This is a genomic window from Stenotrophomonas sp. 22692 (genome assembly GCF_052045015.1).
In the GTDB taxonomy this organism is placed as follows: domain Bacteria; phylum Pseudomonadota; class Gammaproteobacteria; order Xanthomonadales; family Xanthomonadaceae; genus Stenotrophomonas; species Stenotrophomonas geniculata.
Genome location: NZ_JBQEMR010000043.1, coordinates 1 through 14,727, shown reverse-complemented (window position 1 = coordinate 14,727; position 14,727 = coordinate 1). Strand labels below are relative to the sequence as shown.

The window sequence follows — 14,727 nt, the reverse complement described above, 5'->3', positions numbered from 1 at the left end:
AATGAAGCGCAGCCGAGCATGGGCTCGGCTCTACCGAAGGCCGAATCCCTTACAGCGGCCGTGCCGGATCCACCAGCCCGTATTGGCTGGCCATCCGCGCCAACGCGATGTTGTCGTGGATCCCCATCTTCTCGAACAACCGCGCCTTATGCGTGTTCACCGTCTTCGCGCTCAGGCTCAGACGGCGGGCGATGTCTTCCTGGCGCAGGCCTTGGGTCAGCAGCAACGCCACTTCCAGCTCGCGCGGCGACAGGCTGTCGAATGGCGAACCGTTGCCTTCCACCGTCGATAGCGCCAGGTTCTGCGCGATGCTGGTACCCAGGTAGCGACGGCCACCGGCCACGTCGCGCACCGCGCGCAGCAGTTCCTGCGCGTCGCAGCCCTTGCCGATGTAGCCGGCAGCACCAGCTTCGAGCAGCCGCTTCGGCAGCGGGCCATCTTCCAGCACCGACACGATCACCACGCGGGTATTGCGGTGGCTGCGCACGATGCGCTCAGTCACTTCCATGCCGCTCACACCCGGCAGATGCAGGTCGCACAGCACTACGTCCGGCAGCAGCTGGCGGACCTCGCGCAGCGCGTCCTCGCCGGTCTCGGCTTCGCCCACCACCTCGATGTCGGTTTCCCCCGACAGAATCATCTTCATACCGGTGCGGACCAGTGCGTGGTCATCCACCAGGTAGACTCGAATCGTCATTCACGTACCTCTTCGAATGCGGCCATTGCAGGTCAAGCTAGGTGGGGTGCCGATACCCCTGCAAGCGCGTTCGGAATGCGACCCCGGCAATCTGCCTTGCGCATCACAGTACCGCGCGTTGTGCTTGCCCCCTGTCTTGCAGAACCTGCTGCAACGAAACAACTGATCTATCACGTAGACGTCCCTCAAGGGCCATCCACGTCAATCCCCCTGTGATGATGCTTCGCTGGCCTTCGCTGGCGGCGGGCCGTGACGTCGCCAGGGGTGCCGGCGACTGAACATGACCAGATAGCACCCTACCACCCAAACCAGCGCGGCACACCATCCGGCCAGGATATCGGAGGGGTAATGCACCCCCAGATAGACCCGGGACACGCTGACCAGCAGGCTGAATGCCGGCGCCAGCAGCAGCACCGGCCAGCGCCAGCGGGTGTTCCAGGCCAGCAGTACCAGGGTCACCGCCAGGGTCATCGAGCCCATCGCGTGGCCGCTGGGGAAGCTGAACGTCGATTCCGGCGCGATCGATTCCCACAGGCTGGGGCGCTGGCGCTGGAAGAAGTGCTTGCTGCCCATGTTCAGTAGCGCCGAGCCGACGAAGCTGACCGCCACGAAGGTGGCCTCGCGCCAACGCCGGTAGCCCAGCAGCGCGCCGATGATCAGCACGTCGGCCGGGATCAGGAACCATTCGTAGCCCAGTTTGGAGATGAGCACGAAGAAGCGGTCCAGCAGCGGCGAATGCAGGCCATGCATCTGCCACAGCAGCGGCGCGTCGAAATGGAACGATTCAAACTCGTGCACCTCGTCAGCCAGGGCGACGAAGCCGGCCAGCGGCAGCAACACACCGCCGAACAGCAGGACCAGGCGCCAGGCGTTGCGCGCCATCCAGTGGCGGAAGCCGGAGGCGGACTCCGGTGCAGCGAGGATCGCAGGCTTATCCGGCGCTTCGGACATACGTGTGTTCGACGTAATCGTCGATCAGGGCGACGAACTCCTGGGCGATGTTGTCGCCACGCAGGGTCACCTTCTTCTCGCCATCGACGAACACCGGCGCTGCAGGCGTTTCACCCGTGCCCGGCAACGAGATGCCGATGTTGGCATGGCGCGACTCACCCGGCCCGTTGACGATGCAGCCCATCACCGCCAGGGTCATGTTCTCCGCCCCCGGGTGGTGGATCTTCCACAGCGGCATCTTCTCGCGCACGTGGTTCTGCACCACCTTGGCCAGCTCCTGGAAGAACTCGGAGGTGGTGCGGCCGCAGCCCGGGCAGGCCGTGACCAGCGGCGTGAAGGCACGCTGGCCGGTGGTCTGCAGCAGTTCCTGGGCGACGATCACTTCCTGCGTGCGCGACTGGCCCGGTTCCGGGGTCAGCGAGATGCGGATGGTGTCTCCGATGCCTTCCTGCAGCAGCACGCTCAGCGCCGCGGACGAGGCGACGATGCCCTTGCTGCCGATGCCGGCCTCGGTCAGGCCCAGGTGCAGGGCGAAGTCCGAGCGCTGGGCCAGGTCGCGATACACCGCGATCAGTTCCTGCACGCCGCTGACCTTGGCCGACAGCACGATGCGGTCGCGCGGCAGGCCGAGTTCCACTGCCTGCTCGGCCGAATCCAGCGCCGAGCGGATCAGCGCCTCGCGCAGCACGCGACCGGCGTCCCAGGGCTGTTCGCGCAGGTTGTTCTCGTCCATCAGCTTCGCCGCCAGGGCCTGGTCCAGCGAGCCCCAGTTGGCGCCGATGCGCACCGGCTTGTTGTAGCGGATCGCGAACTCGATCAGCTGGGCGAACTGCAGGTCCTTTTTCTTGCCGAAGCCGACGTTGCCTGGGTTGATGCGGTACTTGGCCAGCGCTTCGGCACACGCCGGTTCGGCGGTCAGCAACTGGTGGCCGTTGTAATGGAAGTCACCGATCAGCGGCACGTCGATGCCCATCATCGCCAGCTTGTCGACGATGCGCGGGATCGCCGCAGCGGCTTCAACGGTGTTGACGGTCAAACGCACCATTTCCGAACCGGCACGCCACAGCTCGGCCACCTGCTTCACGCTGGAGGCCACGTCAGACGTGTCGGTGTTGGTCATCGACTGCACCACCACCGGCTTGCCTCCACCTACGGTGACCCCGCCGATCTGCACGGCATGGGTCTGGCGGCGGGGCCAGGAGGTGGCATCGGAGGGGGGAGTCGGGCGGGTGACGGCGTCGTGCATGGGCGCATTCTACCGCCCGCTCCCGCATTCCGGGTGACTCGCATTCAGCCGGCGGCACGGCTGCGGCCGATTGTCGCAGGCACGGTCACGCGTGAACGCATAGGATGAGCGTGAATGACCGGTCCCGACGCCCCGTTTCTCCGAACCCTATGCAGCCTGCGCTGGCTTGCCGTAGGTGGCCAGGCCGCCACCATCCTGGTCGCCACCTGGGTGCTGGGCCTGCCGTTGCCGCAGCTGCCGCTGTGGGCCGGCGTGGCCGTGCTGACCCTGTTCAACGTCTATACCCAGCTGCGCCCGGAAGCGGCCGACACCGCGCCGCTGACCGCATTCGGCCACATCCTGGTGGACGTGATCATCCTGACCTGGATGGTGGGCTGGAGCGGTGGCATGGCCAACCCGTTCAGTTCACTGTTCCTGATCCTGATCGCACTGGCCGCCTTCGCCCTGCCCCTACGCTGGGCGCTGGCGGTCGCGCTGGCCTGCCTGCTCGGCTACGCCGCCAGCGGCATCTTCGGCCAGTCGCTGCCGGATGGCTATTTCCGCGCGCAGGACCTCAACCGCTGGGGCGTGGTCGCCAATTTCCTGATTTCCGCGGCGGTCGTGCTGACCTTTTCCACCCGCCTGGCGCTGGCGCTGCGCCAGCGCGAACTGGAACTGTCGGCGCTGCGCGAACGCTTCGCCCGCAACGAGGGCATCGTCGCCCTGGCCACCCATGCCGCCTCGGTGGCACATGAACTGAACACGCCGCTGGCGACCATGACCCTGCTCGCCGATGACGTCGCCGAGCGCAGCGAAGAGCCCGAAGTCCGAGAAGACATGGAAACACTGCGCGAGCTGCTGGTGCAGTGCCGCGAGCGCGTGCTGGCGCTGGCCGCACCGGCCTCGGCCGATGCGCCGGGGCGCAGCCACTCCAGTGCCCAGCAGGTACTGGAACAGTGGCGCCTGGTGCGGCCGACCATCGACCTGCACCGCAACGACGATGCGCCGCTGCGGCTGCCACTCGACCCGGGCGTGGGCCATCTGCTGATGGTCCTGCTCAACAATGCCGCCGATGCCGGCGAACAGGCCGGCCGGCCGCGCGTGGACCTGGACCTGCGCATCGAAGGCAACGATCTGATCGGCGAGGTGCGCGACTACGGCCACGGCTTCAACGCGCGCGCCGCGGTGCTGCCGGGCAAGCTGTTCGGCAGCAGCAAGAGTGAAGGCATGGGGGTCGGCCTGGCCCTGTCCCATGCCACCATCGAACGCCTCGACGGCGAGATGTGGATGCGCCCGGCCCAGGGGGCCGGCAGCCGCGTCGGCTTCCGCCTGCCGCTGGCCCTACGCGAGGAAACCCCATGAGCGTCTCAACCCTCGGCCTGCTGGTCGACGACGACGAACTGTACCTGCGCACGCTGCAGCGCAGCCTGGCCCGCAAGGGGCTGGAAACGCAGACCGCGCAGGATGCCGCCAGCGCACTGGCGTTGGCCCGCCAGCATCCGCCCGCCTTCGCGTTGATCGACCTGAAGCTGGGCAGCGACTCCGGCCTGGCACTGATCCAACCACTGCGCGCGCTGCGCGCGGACATGCGCATCCTGCTGGTGACCGGCTACGCCAGCATCGCCACCGCCGTGGAGGCGATCAAGCTCGGCGCCGACGACTACCTGCCTAAGCCGGCCACGGTGCCGATGATCCTGCGCGCCCTCGGCGAGGAAGATGACGGCCCGGCCGACGATGGCGAAATGGAAGTGCCGGACGCGATGACGCCGATCAGCCGCCTGCAGTGGGAACACATCCAGCAGGCGATGCACGAGACCGGTGGCAACGTATCGGCGGCCGCACGCCTGCTCGGCATGCACCGGCGTTCGCTGCAGCGCAAGCTGGCCAAGCGACCGAGCCCGGAACGCGATCCCAGCCGTTGATCGCGGCCGGCCCCGTCCGGCTCAGACCTCGGCCAGCACCGCTCGGTCCTGCGCGGTAATGGAACGCGATGCCGGTGCATCGACCCGGGCCACTGTCGTCTCCTGCAGCAACGGCGACGGCAGCGCGCAGGCCGGATGCATGCGCAGGAAACCATAGATCGCACCTGCCAGGCCGATCATCAGGCCCGGAGTGAAGGCCGCGCGGGTCAGTCCGCCGACCATGCCCTGGTGCTCCTCGATTGAAGAAACGATCTCGATGGCCGCCTCATCCTGCGGATAGGGACATCCCTCCGGATCCAGCGCAGCCGCCAGCACCAGCAGCTCCCGGGTGGACACATCGCCGTGGCACAGGGTGTGGCTGAACCCCCATTTGCCGCGCGCGTCGGCCACAGCCCGCCGCATGTCACGCAACTGCGCGGGATCGCCGGTGCGGGCATACAGATCCGCCGCCGCCAGACCGATTCCAACGCTGCCATGGCACCAGGTCGGGAAGTTCTTCTGCCCATCCTGCAGGTGGATGTCACGCCAGTGCCCGGTATGCGGTTCGAACAGCGCCGCCTGGAACGCAAACGCTCCTTCGGCCAACTGCCGCCAGGCCGCTCGCTCAGGCACGCTGCCGGCATCCGAACGCGCCAGCCGTGCCAGCGCCCAGCCCATGCCCATCGCACCGTGGCCGAAGCCACCGATCGGCTCTCGGAACTGTGGCGTCGGCCAGCGTGCGCCGTCGGCATCGACGATCGCCGCTTCCTGCATGCGACGCCCCGCTGCGGCGGCCAGCTCCAGCCAGCGTGCGTTCCCGGTAGCCGCGGCCAGCGACAGCAACGGCAGGATCATGCCGGACACGCCATCAATCAGTTCGAACTTTGTCGCCTCCTGGAAGCCGCGACGCTCTGCGGCTTCCGCACAACGTTCCGCCAGCACCAGCAACGCCGGTCGCTGCAAGAGGTCGTGCAATGCCAGCAATGTCCATATCTGTGAACCGGTTCCGACGAATCCACCATCGATCTCGGCGGGGTGCTGCTCACACATGGTCTGGAACACCGCAAGGGCGCCATCGATGGCCGGGCCCAGCCCCGCTACTGGGTCGGCACGCCCCTGCTCCACTTCCCGGTGGTAAGCCGCCAATGCGAATGCAATACCTCCCAGCCCGAAATACAGGTCGGGCTGCACCGGCTGGACGGTCCATCCGGTACGGGTCACCTCGGGGGTGATCCAGGTCATCGAACCGTCCTCACCATGCACCGCCAGCCGCAGCAGGCTCTCCACCGCGCGCGCGGCCAGCGTACGACGGCGCGCGTCCAGGTCGTCCGCACGCGGATGCTGTGCGGCATAGCTGTAGCCGGATCGAGCCTCGGCGCGGGCCAGCGCATGCTGGTTCAGGTCGGTGGCCACCAGCGTGCTGCGGATGGTCACGTCTTCCAGGTCGATGCGCATCGCACGCCAGTTGTCGGCGATGGAGCGGATGCGCGCTGCGTCCAGCTGCGAAGTGAAGATCGGAATGTCACCGTGGCGCAGGTCATCCACTTCGCTACGGACGGTGTCCAGGTCCGATGGCGCAGCCGGTGACACCGCTGCATTGCGCACCAGCAGATCGATCGCGCGTTCAACCGCCTGGGCTTCGTTGTGCAGCGAGGCTGGATGCCAGAGCATCCGCCCGAGCTCTGCGTAGGCCATTGTCGGCCGCCGCACGTCGCGCACCTGACAGCCTTCGAAAGCCGCCAGGAGTGGCATCAGTTCGCCCTTGGCATCGAGCGCGCGCAGGCGCCCACTGGCGTCGATGAAGCCCTCGCTGATGTGGTCCCAGTACAACGACACATCGGGCTGCGCGCTGGGATGATTCTGCGCAACGGAGACCTCGGCCTCGACCATGCCCAACCGGGCCGGTTCCGTCCCGCCCTCGACAATCACCGGCACCTGCACCCGCGGCTGCTCGCCCGGCAGTGCGCCGGCTGCAGACAGATCCACGCCTTCCATGCCCAGGCCGGCAGTACGGAACGGCACGATTCCGGTACGCAGCACTGAATTGCGCATCAGCTTGACGGCGGTGTCGTACGCATCGCCAAGTCCTGACGGCTCGATTTCGATTACCCGGGAGAACACGCTTTCGGCGTCGATCACAACCGGCACCGGCCCGACCGCGATCAGGTTCTCCAGATGGATGTCGGTGCCACCCACCAGGCGCAGGATCGCCAGCCAATGGCCAAGACCGCGATAGTAGGCACGCAGTTCAACGTCATCGGCACAGTAGCGGTGCGCGGCGAAGGCGGCCCAGCCGTGGCTGCCACGATCAATCACCTTCGGCACGCATACGCGGTCAGGGCCGTCACCGAAGAGCGTGCACAACAGGCCGTCGAGCGTCGCATCGATGCGCAATGAGCGTGGCTTGTACATCACCGTGCCGCCTTCGAACTGCAGCCGTGCCACAGTCCGGCCGCCACCATGCAGGTCACCCCGTCCCAATGCAACGGCATGCAGCGTGCCCGCCGGCGCGCCCAGCAACCCTGCCAGCGCCGCACGATCACTGCCGATGCGCACAGCGAGCTCCACCACCGCCGCACATTGTCCTTCGAGCATGCGCGTCAGGCGCGGCAGCAGCACCGGATAGCGTCGCTGCAGATGCGTACGGAAGCCCTCGCTCGTGGCCAGGGCAACGAATTCGTCCAGCGCACCCGCACTGCCCAGCGGGCCGATGTCACCACTGCGTGCAGCGGCGTGCAGTTCCAGCAGCAGCACGCGGTTGAGCTTGAGCTGGGCATGCTCACGCAGCGCCGCGTCGCCCTGCGCGTGCAGCAGTTCGCGCTCACCGGGCTGCAGCGCAATGGCAGGGTCATGCAGGCCAGTCGCCAACGCGGCGCGCGCATGGGCAAGGAAATGTTCGGTGATGCGCGCAAACGCAGCCGCAGCCGGAGAAGCGGTCATTACGCCCCCTGCAAGGTATCGGGAAGTCTGTTCCAGTCGCCGGCACGCAGCTGCATGCCTCTGCGTGCCGGCTCGGGTTACATCAGCAACACAGGCAGTGGTTGATCACCGATACCGTGGTGGTGCACTCGTTGGTGCCCCCGGTGATCATGGTGTCCGAAGCTCCGGTGAGGGCCGCTTCGGTGGCTGCCGCACCGTAGATGAACAGCGAACCCGCAGGGTTGGCGCACCCATCCACATCGTCCGCGCCGTTGAGCCAGCCGGACACAACATCGTCATTCAGATCCATTCGCAATCTCCTGTCATTCACAACATGAGGCGTTGAGAACGTGGATCGATTCCACGTTCCTTCGGATACGGCCAGTCCCTGGCATCAACATCATGCTGCGAGCGATACTGGATGACAGGTACAGCCGCCCGTGCACACTGCATTGGCACGCGATGCGCAGTCAAGCTGCGCTGCGGCAGGCACGCGGATGCGCGGCATGTGCAGCACGGAAACAGGACGGAATGAGTGGCCGCGCAGACACTCATGCGCGACCGGATCGAAGGCAACCGGAGAGGCATGGGATGGCCGGCCGGCGCCGGCACATCCGCAGGCCGGGTCAGCCCTTCAGCTGCGCCAGGATCTCGCGGGTCATCGGATCGGCAACCGCCACATCCTCGCCCTGCAGCGCCGGCAGCAGGCCACTGGCCAGCTGCTTGCCAAGCTCGACACCGAACTGGTCGAAGGCATTGATGTTCCAGATCACCGACTGCACGTACACAGCGTGTTCGTACATGGCGATCAGTGCGCCCAGCGCCTGCGGGGTCAGTGCGTCGAGCAGGATCAGCGTGCTCGGGCGGCCCCCGGGGTAATCGCGGTGCGGGTCGTCGCTGCTCTGGCCATTGGCCAGTGCTTCGGTCTGCGCCAGCAGGTTGGCCAGCAGGGCCTGATGATTGATCGTGTAGGGATCGTCGCTGTGCACGCAGCCGATGAAGTCGGCCGGAACGATGCTGGTGCCCTGGTGCAGCGCCTGGAAGAAGCTGTGCTGCACGTCGGTGCCCGCCCCGCCCCACCACACCGGCACGGTGTCGGTGGTGACCGGCTGTCCGTCACGCTGCACGCGCTTGCCCAGGCTTTCCATCACCAGCTGCTGCAGGTAGGCCGGCAGCAGCGCCAGGCGCTGGTCGTAGGTCATCACCGCGTGCGTGGCATGGCCCAGCAGGTTGCGGTTCCAGATGTCGGTCAGGCCGTGCAGCACCGGCAGGTTGCGCTCCAGCGGTGCATCCAGCGCATGCGCATCCATCTGCGCGGCGCCTTCCAGCAGCTGCTCGAAGCGCTCGAAACCGATGGCCAGCGCGATCGGGAAACCCACGGCCGACCACAGCGAATAACGGCCACCGACCCAGTCCCACATCGGCAGCACGCGATCGGCGGCGATCGCGAAAGCCTTGGCCGCGCGTTCCGGATTGGCGCTGACGGCATACAGGCGCTCGCTGCCCCCCAGCCAGTCCTGCAGGATCTGGCCGTTGAGCAGGGTTTCCTGCGTGCCGAAGGTCTTGGAAATCAGGATGCCCGCGGTCTTCGCCGGATCCAGCGTGGCCAGCGTGCGCTGCATGGCGGCGCCGTCCACGTTCGACACGAAATGCACGCGCAGGCGCGCACCGCTGACCGGACGCAGCGCATCGGCGACCAGGCGCGGACCGAGGTCGGATCCACCGATGCCGACACTGACCACGTCGGTTACGCCACTGTCTTCCAGCGCGCGCACCAGCACGCCCATGCGCTGGCGGATCTCGCGCGCGGTGGCATAGGCCTCAGCGGCAACCGGTGCATCGACCACGTCGCCGCGCAATGCGGTGTGCAGTGCTGCGCGCCCCTCGGTCAGATTGACCTGCTCGCCACGGAACAGGCGCGTGATGGCGCCGCCGACATCACGTTCGGCAGCCAGCGCCAGCAACGCCTGCAGCGCGGCGGCATCGTATTTCTGCCGCGCGAAGTTGACGTACAACGGACCGACCCGCAGCGCCAGATCCTGCACGCGGCCGGGTTCGGCGGCGAGCAGGCTGGGGATGCTTGCGCCCTTCAGGCGCTGGGCGTGGGAATGCAGCGAGTCGAATCCGTTGTTCGTTGTCATGCGGCCTGGGTCGGGATCGTGTCGTTGGTGTGGGTGATCTGGTTCTTGCCATCAACGTACACCAGCTTCGGCTTGAAGCTGTCGGCTTCCTGCTCGGTCATGCTGGCGAACGCGGCGATGATGATGATGTCACCGACCTGCACGTGGCGCGCGGCGCCACCGTTGAGCGAGACAACGCCGCTGCCGGCTTCGGCGCGGATGGCATAGGTCGAGAAGCGCGCACCGTTGGTCACGTCCCAGATGTGCACCTGTTCGAACTCGCGGATGCCGGTGGCAGCCAGCAGGTTGTCATCGATGGCGATCGAGCCTTCGTAGTTCAGCTCGGAATGGGTGACGGTGGCGCGGTGGATCTTGGTCTTGAGCAGGGACAGGTGCATGGGGGCGCTGCAACGGCAAAGGAAAGAGCGGATTCTAGCACCCGCTTGACCATCGTCAGGGGGCTGCAGCAGGACGCTGAAGGCTGTTCAGGTGCCCTCCCCCGGCGGCGGCGGCGCTGCGTGCCCGGAACTGCCTTCCAGAGACAGCCGGAACACCGTATGGAAGGCCAGCCCGGCGACCAGCCCGAAGCCTCCCGCGGCCAGCACCTGCAAGGCATAGCTGATCACATCGAAGGTATCGACGTAGCGCAGGCGCTGCAGCCAGGGCCCCTGGTTTTCCCCCGGCCAGGCGCAGGTGGCCATGGCCAGCGCGCCCAGCCCGAAGCCGACCAGCACGAAGCCGGCCCGGTGCAGGCGCTGCTGAGACTGCAGGATCAGCGCCATCGGCAGCAACACCGCGATGGCATTGCAGACGGCCAGTACGAACATCAGCCCACCACCGGTGAGCGCAGGCATCGGCGTACGCCTGAATTCGAGCGCGAACAACAGGCCGCCAAACAGCTGGGCCGGCAACATGCCTGCCGCCAGCACCGCCAGGATCGAGGCCTGGGCGAGGCGGCCGGTATCAGTGCTGGGGGCTTTCATTTCCGGTCTCCCGTCCGTGGGAAGTGCAGAGGCGCCCGTTGCGGGCGCCCCCAAGCCGCGTGCGGCTCAGAACTCCAGGTTGTCAATCAGGCGCGTCGTGCCCAGGCGCGCGGCGATCAGCGCCACGCGGCCACCGCCGTCGAAGGTCGGCTCGGCCAGCTCGGGCGTGCGCAGCACGGCGTAGTCGACCTGGAAACCGGCCGCCTGCAGCGCCGCCGTGGCGTCGGCCTCGATCTGCACCCGCGTGTGCCCGGCCACGTAGCCTTCGCGCATGCCCAGCAGCGTGCGGTGAATGGTCGTCGCAACCGGTCGCTGTTCGGCGTTGAGGTACTGGTTGCGCGAACTCTTGGCCAGGCCATCCTCGTCGCGCACGATCTCGGCACCGACGATCTGGACCGGGAACGACAGCTCGGCCACCATCTGCCTGATCACGGCCAGCTGCTGGTAATCCTTGCGGCCGAACACGGCCACATCCGGCTGCACCTGCAGGAACAGGCGCGCCACCACCGTGCACACGCCGTCGAAGTGGCCCGGGCGGCTGGCGCCTTCCAGCACTTCACTGACACCCGGCGCGTGCATCTGCGTGGTCTTGTCCACGCCCAGCGGATACATCGCCTCGACGCTGGGCAGCCACACCGCATCGCAGCCGGCCTGCTCCAGCCCGGCCACGTCAGCCTCGGGCGTGCGCGGGTAGCGGCTGAAGTCCTCGTTCGGCCCGAACTGGGTCGGGTTGACGAAGATACTCGTCACCACCTTGTCGGCGTACTGGCGGGCCAGGGTCACCAGCGAATGGTGGCCACCATGCAGGTTGCCCATGGTCGGCACCAGCGCCACGCGCAGGCCCTCGCGCTTCCACTGGGCGATCTGCTCGCGCAGCGCGCCGAGCTCGTTGAAGGTCTGGATCATTGGGCGTAGGCGTGCTGTTCGTCGGGGAAGCTGCCGTCGCGCACGGCGTCGGCATAGGCGCGGGTGGCACCGGCCACCGAACCGCCTTCGGCAAGGAAATCCTTGACGAACTTGGGACGGCGATGGCCACTGTCCAGGCCGAGGAAATCGTGCAGCACCAGCACCTGGCCGTCGCACTGCGGGCCGGCACCGATGCCGATGGTCGGAACATCCACCGCCGCGGTCACTTCGGCGGCGACCGGGGTCGGCACGCATTCGAGCACCATGATGCTGGCGCCGGCAGCGGCCACGGCCCTGGCATCTTCCACCAGCTGGCGCGCGGCATCGCCACGGCCCTGGATCTTGAAGCCGCCCAGGCGCAGCACCGACTGCGGGGTCAGGCCCAGGTGAGCGCAGACCGGAATCTCACGCTCGACCAGGTAACGGATGATGTCGACCTTGAAGCCGGCACCTTCGATCTTGACCATCTCGGCACCGGCCTGCAGCAGCTGCAGCGATGCATCCAGCGCGCGTTCCGGGGTGGCATCGGCACCGAACGGCAGGTCGGCCACCAGCAGCGCACGCTGCAGCACGCGGGCCACGGCGCGGGTGTGGTAGACCATGTCGGCCACGGTCACCGGCAGGGTCGAATCATGGCCCTGCACGACCATGCCCAGCGAATCGCCGATCAGGATCAGGTCGACGCCATTGGCATCGAAGGTACGGGCAAAGCCGGCGTCGTAGGCGGTCAACATGACCAGCTTCTGGCCATTGCGCTTGGCCTCGGCCAGGGCGGGAACGGTCCAGGGCTTGCTGTCTGCGTGGGTGCTCATGTGCTGATAACCGGGGGAGATAACCCGGGCATTATCACCCTATCGGCGCGATCCCGCAGGCATCCACCCGCATCACTGCATCCTGCACGCGGCCATGGCCGGGAATGGCCAGATCCGGCGCGATTTCGGCCAGCGGCACCAGCACGAAGGCACGCTCGTGCATGTAGGGATGCGGTACCTGCAGGCCGGGATGGTCGAGCACCTGCGCGCCATACAGCAGCAGGTCCAGGTCCAGTGCGCGCGGCCCCCAGTGCACCGCCGGATCGCGCACGCGGCCAAAGCCCAGCTCCAGCGCCAGCATCGCCTGCAGCAGCTCATCGGCCGGCAATGTGGTTTCGACCGAGGCCACCGCGTTGACGAACGGCGGCTGGTCTTCATTGCCCCACGCCGGCGTGGCGTACAGCCTCGAGGCCTGTCGCAGGCGCGTTCCTGGCAGGCCGTCCAGCGCGGCAATCGCCGCGCCCACGGTCGCGGCCGCGTCGCCAAGGTTGGCGCCGAGGCCGATCCAGGCCAGGGTCATCGCTTACTCGCCCGCCGCAGCAGCACCGGGACGTCGACGCCGACGGCGGCGCTTGCGCGGTGCCCCGTTCTCGTCATCGCCGTCTTCACTGTGCATCGCATCCAGCGACGACTCCAGCTCGCGACCGGACTGCGCCTGTGCTTCGCGCCAGAACTCGACATCCACTGCATGCTCGGACGAAGCGACCTGGCGCAGGCTGAGGAAATCGAACGCGGCGCGGAAGCGCGGGTGGGTCAGGGTACGGAACACGCGCTTGCGCTGGCGCGAACTGAAGCGCGACTGCAGCAGCCAGATTTCCTGCATCGGCAGCGAAAAGCGGCGCGGCAATGCGATGGTGCTCAGCTGCTGCACGGTCACACGGTCGGCAGCACGGCGCTGTGCCTCCTCCGGTGCCACGCCCTGCTTGAGCAGGGTCGCCTGCGCGCGGCAGAACGCCGGCCACAGCAGCAGCGCGAACAGGAACGCCGGCGAGACCGGCTCGTCGTTGGCCACGCGCGCATCGGTGTTGGCCAGGCCCTCGACCAGCATGCGGCGCAGCGCACCGGTGCGGTTGGACTTCAGTGCTTTGGCGCTTTCCGGGAACAGCACGTCGAGCAGGCCGTAACGCTCAAGGCCTTCGAAGCTGGCCACGCCGTGCCCGGACAGGAACAGCTTGAGCACCTCCTCGAACAGGCGTGCCGGTGCGGCTTCGTTGAGCAGGCCAGCCAGGTGCGGGATCGGCGCGGCGGTGCCCTCTTCGATCTGGAAGCCGAGCTTGGCCGCCAGGCGCACCGCACGCAGCATGCGCACCGGGTCTTCGCGATAACGCTGCTCGGGGTCGCCGATCAGTTTCATCAGGCGCGCCTGGACGTCTTCGAAGCCGCCGGTGTAATCACGCACCGAGAAGTCCTCGATGGCGTAGTACAGGGCGTTGCAGGTGAAGTCGCGGCGGATGGCGTCGTCTTCGATGGTGCCGTACACGTTGTCGCGCACGAGCATGCCGTTTTCCATCTCGCGGTCGCCGCTGCCGTCATCGCTGTTGGCACGGAAGGTGGCGACTTCGATGATCTCGCGGCCGAACACGACGTGGGCGAGGCGGAACCGACGACCGATCAGGCGGCAGTTGCGGAACAGCTGCTTGACCTGTTCGGGCGTGGCATCGGTGGCCACGTCGAAATCCTTGGGTTGGCCATTGACCAGCAGATCACGCACCGCGCCGCCGACAAGGTAGGCGCCGAAGCCGGCATCGCGCAGGCGATAAAGCACGCGCAGGGCGTTCGGGCTGATGTCCTTGCGGGAGATCGTGTGCTGGTCGCGCGGGATGACGCGCAGGCTGAACGGTGATGTAGCAGAGGAAATGATGTTGGCGCTTCCGGTTGAAGTTTCGGGATTGCCCAATGGCATCGAGGTGCATATACTAGCGCTCCTGCCTCGGCAGCGACACAGTTACGCTCCCTTCGTCTAGTGGTTAGGACGTGGCCCTCTCAAGGCTAAAACAGGGGTTCGAGTCCCCTAGGGAGCGCCAGTCGCCGCAGCAGGAACCGAAAAAGCCCGCCTTGTGTGGGCTTTTCTGTTTTCCGGGGTTTGCAATGGCATCGATCGGCTTGGTCGCTTTGGCGCCTGCCTGCAATCGGCTTGAGCCGGTGGGGTCACCCAGGGCAGGACACGCCGTGAACCCATCCATGGGGGCTCGATGGCGCCATCCTTGGCGCCA

The 14,727-nt window shown here is 67.1% G+C and carries 14 protein-coding genes and 1 tRNA gene; 3 read left to right on the top strand and 12 right to left on the bottom strand.

Annotation, left to right across the window (positions count from 1 at the left end):
• Nucleotides 1-49: 49 nt before the first annotated feature.
• The 3 genes from ACTJJM_RS18790 to ispG form a co-directional block, all read right to left on the bottom strand.
• Entirely contained in the window at nucleotides 50-697 is a 648-nt protein-coding gene (locus ACTJJM_RS18790) for a response regulator (RefSeq protein ID WP_004153112.1), read from the bottom strand.
• Between the two features lie 201 nt (nucleotides 698-898).
• On the bottom strand, nucleotides 899-1,648 hold the full coding sequence (locus ACTJJM_RS18785) for a phosphatase PAP2 family protein (RefSeq protein ID WP_010484323.1): 750 nt from the start codon (nucleotides 1,646-1,648) through the stop codon (nucleotides 899-901).
• Nucleotides 1,629-2,894: a flavodoxin-dependent (E)-4-hydroxy-3-methylbut-2-enyl-diphosphate synthase gene (gene ispG, locus ACTJJM_RS18780; protein WP_049483053.1), complete on the bottom strand. Its 1,266-nt coding sequence runs from the start codon at nucleotides 2,892-2,894 to the stop codon at nucleotides 1,629-1,631. The genes ACTJJM_RS18785 and ispG overlap by 20 nt, the downstream gene beginning before the upstream one ends.
• Nucleotides 2,895-3,008: 114 nt before the next feature.
• Here ispG and ACTJJM_RS18775 point away from each other — a divergent pair, with 114 nt between their 5' ends.
• Complete coding sequence (locus ACTJJM_RS18775; RefSeq protein WP_126560766.1) at nucleotides 3,009-4,235, top strand: ATP-binding protein; 1,227 nt, start codon at nucleotides 3,009-3,011, stop codon at nucleotides 4,233-4,235.
• Complete coding sequence (locus tag ACTJJM_RS18770; RefSeq protein ID WP_126560765.1) at nucleotides 4,232-4,795, top strand: response regulator transcription factor; 564 nt, start codon at nucleotides 4,232-4,234, stop codon at nucleotides 4,793-4,795. Before ACTJJM_RS18775 ends, ACTJJM_RS18770 begins: the two co-directional genes overlap by 4 nt.
• Before the next feature lie 21 nt (nucleotides 4,796-4,816).
• Here the strand turns inward: ACTJJM_RS18770 and ACTJJM_RS18765 are convergent, their stop codons facing one another.
• From ACTJJM_RS18765 to pcnB, 9 genes are all read right to left on the bottom strand, one after another.
• Nucleotides 4,817-7,714 carry a type 2 lanthipeptide synthetase LanM family protein gene (locus tag ACTJJM_RS18765; protein WP_053442821.1) on the bottom strand — a complete coding sequence of 966 codons (2,898 nt, stop codon included), beginning with the start codon at nucleotides 7,712-7,714 and terminating at the stop codon, nucleotides 4,817-4,819.
• An 82-nt stretch (nucleotides 7,715-7,796) separates the two neighbouring features.
• On the bottom strand, nucleotides 7,797-8,003 hold the full coding sequence (locus tag ACTJJM_RS18760; RefSeq protein ID WP_043402549.1) for a DUF6229 family protein: 207 nt from the start codon (nucleotides 8,001-8,003) through the stop codon (nucleotides 7,797-7,799).
• 316 nt (nucleotides 8,004-8,319) lie between these two features.
• Complete coding sequence (gene pgi, locus ACTJJM_RS18755; protein WP_010484312.1) at nucleotides 8,320-9,834, bottom strand: glucose-6-phosphate isomerase; 1,515 nt, start codon at nucleotides 9,832-9,834, stop codon at nucleotides 8,320-8,322.
• Nucleotides 9,831-10,211 (bottom strand): aspartate 1-decarboxylase, encoded by a 381-nt coding sequence (gene panD, locus ACTJJM_RS18750; protein ID WP_005409061.1) that lies wholly within the window; start codon nucleotides 10,209-10,211, stop codon nucleotides 9,831-9,833. Before panD ends, pgi begins: the two co-directional genes overlap by 4 nt.
• An 87-nt stretch (nucleotides 10,212-10,298) precedes the next feature.
• Entirely contained in the window at nucleotides 10,299-10,796 is a 498-nt protein-coding gene (locus ACTJJM_RS18745; RefSeq protein WP_043402542.1) for a hypothetical protein, read from the bottom strand.
• 66 nt (nucleotides 10,797-10,862) lie between these two features.
• Nucleotides 10,863-11,702 (bottom strand): pantoate--beta-alanine ligase, encoded by an 840-nt coding sequence (panC, locus tag ACTJJM_RS18740; RefSeq protein ID WP_010484306.1) that lies wholly within the window; start codon nucleotides 11,700-11,702, stop codon nucleotides 10,863-10,865.
• Entirely contained in the window at nucleotides 11,699-12,514 is an 816-nt protein-coding gene (gene panB, locus ACTJJM_RS18735) for a 3-methyl-2-oxobutanoate hydroxymethyltransferase (RefSeq protein WP_004153072.1), read from the bottom strand. The genes panC and panB overlap by 4 nt, the downstream gene beginning before the upstream one ends.
• 34 nt (nucleotides 12,515-12,548) lie before the next feature.
• Nucleotides 12,549-13,034, bottom strand: a complete 486-nt coding sequence (folK, locus tag ACTJJM_RS18730) for a 2-amino-4-hydroxy-6-hydroxymethyldihydropteridine diphosphokinase (protein ID WP_010484304.1) — start codon at nucleotides 13,032-13,034, stop codon at nucleotides 12,549-12,551.
• 3 nt (nucleotides 13,035-13,037) lie between these two features.
• Nucleotides 13,038-14,411, bottom strand: a complete 1,374-nt coding sequence (gene pcnB / locus ACTJJM_RS18725) for a polynucleotide adenylyltransferase PcnB (RefSeq protein WP_010484302.1) — start codon at nucleotides 14,409-14,411, stop codon at nucleotides 13,038-13,040.
• 52 nt (nucleotides 14,412-14,463) lie between these two features.
• On the opposite strand from pcnB, the gene ACTJJM_RS18720 reads away from it, so the two are divergent.
• A tRNA-Glu gene (locus ACTJJM_RS18720) sits at nucleotides 14,464-14,538 on the top strand.
• The last annotated feature ends 189 nt before the right edge of the window (nucleotides 14,539-14,727 follow it).

Bases quoted from the DNA above. Each gene is read 5' to 3' on its own strand.
- panB (WP_004153072.1), bottom strand. From the start codon at position 12,514: ATGAGCACCCACGCAGACAGCAAGCCCTGGACCGTTCCCGCCCTGGCC.
- folK (WP_010484304.1), bottom strand. From the start codon at position 13,034: ATGACCCTGGCCTGGATCGGCCTCGGCGCCAACCTTGGCGACGCGGCC.
- ispG (WP_049483053.1), bottom strand. From the start codon at position 2,894: ATGCACGACGCCGTCACCCGCCCGACTCCCCCCTCCGATGCCACCTCC.
- ACTJJM_RS18765 (WP_053442821.1), bottom strand. From the start codon at position 7,714: ATGACCGCTTCTCCGGCTGCGGCTGCGTTTGCGCGCATCACCGAACAT.
- panC (WP_010484306.1), bottom strand. From the start codon at position 11,702: ATGATCCAGACCTTCAACGAGCTCGGCGCGCTGCGCGAGCAGATCGCC.
- ACTJJM_RS18785 (WP_010484323.1), bottom strand. From the start codon at position 1,648: ATGTCCGAAGCGCCGGATAAGCCTGCGATCCTCGCTGCACCGGAGTCC.
- ACTJJM_RS18760 (WP_043402549.1), bottom strand. From the start codon at position 8,003: ATGGATCTGAATGACGATGTTGTGTCCGGCTGGCTCAACGGCGCGGAC.
- ACTJJM_RS18770 (WP_126560765.1), top strand. From the start codon at position 4,232: ATGAGCGTCTCAACCCTCGGCCTGCTGGTCGACGACGACGAACTGTAC.
- pgi (WP_010484312.1), bottom strand. From the start codon at position 9,834: ATGACAACGAACAACGGATTCGACTCGCTGCATTCCCACGCCCAGCGC.
- ACTJJM_RS18790 (WP_004153112.1), bottom strand. From the start codon at position 697: ATGACGATTCGAGTCTACCTGGTGGATGACCACGCACTGGTCCGCACC.
- panD (WP_005409061.1), bottom strand. From the start codon at position 10,211: ATGCACCTGTCCCTGCTCAAGACCAAGATCCACCGCGCCACCGTCACC.
- ACTJJM_RS18775 (WP_126560766.1), top strand. From the start codon at position 3,009: ATGACCGGTCCCGACGCCCCGTTTCTCCGAACCCTATGCAGCCTGCGC.
- ACTJJM_RS18745 (WP_043402542.1), bottom strand. From the start codon at position 10,796: ATGAAAGCCCCCAGCACTGATACCGGCCGCCTCGCCCAGGCCTCGATC.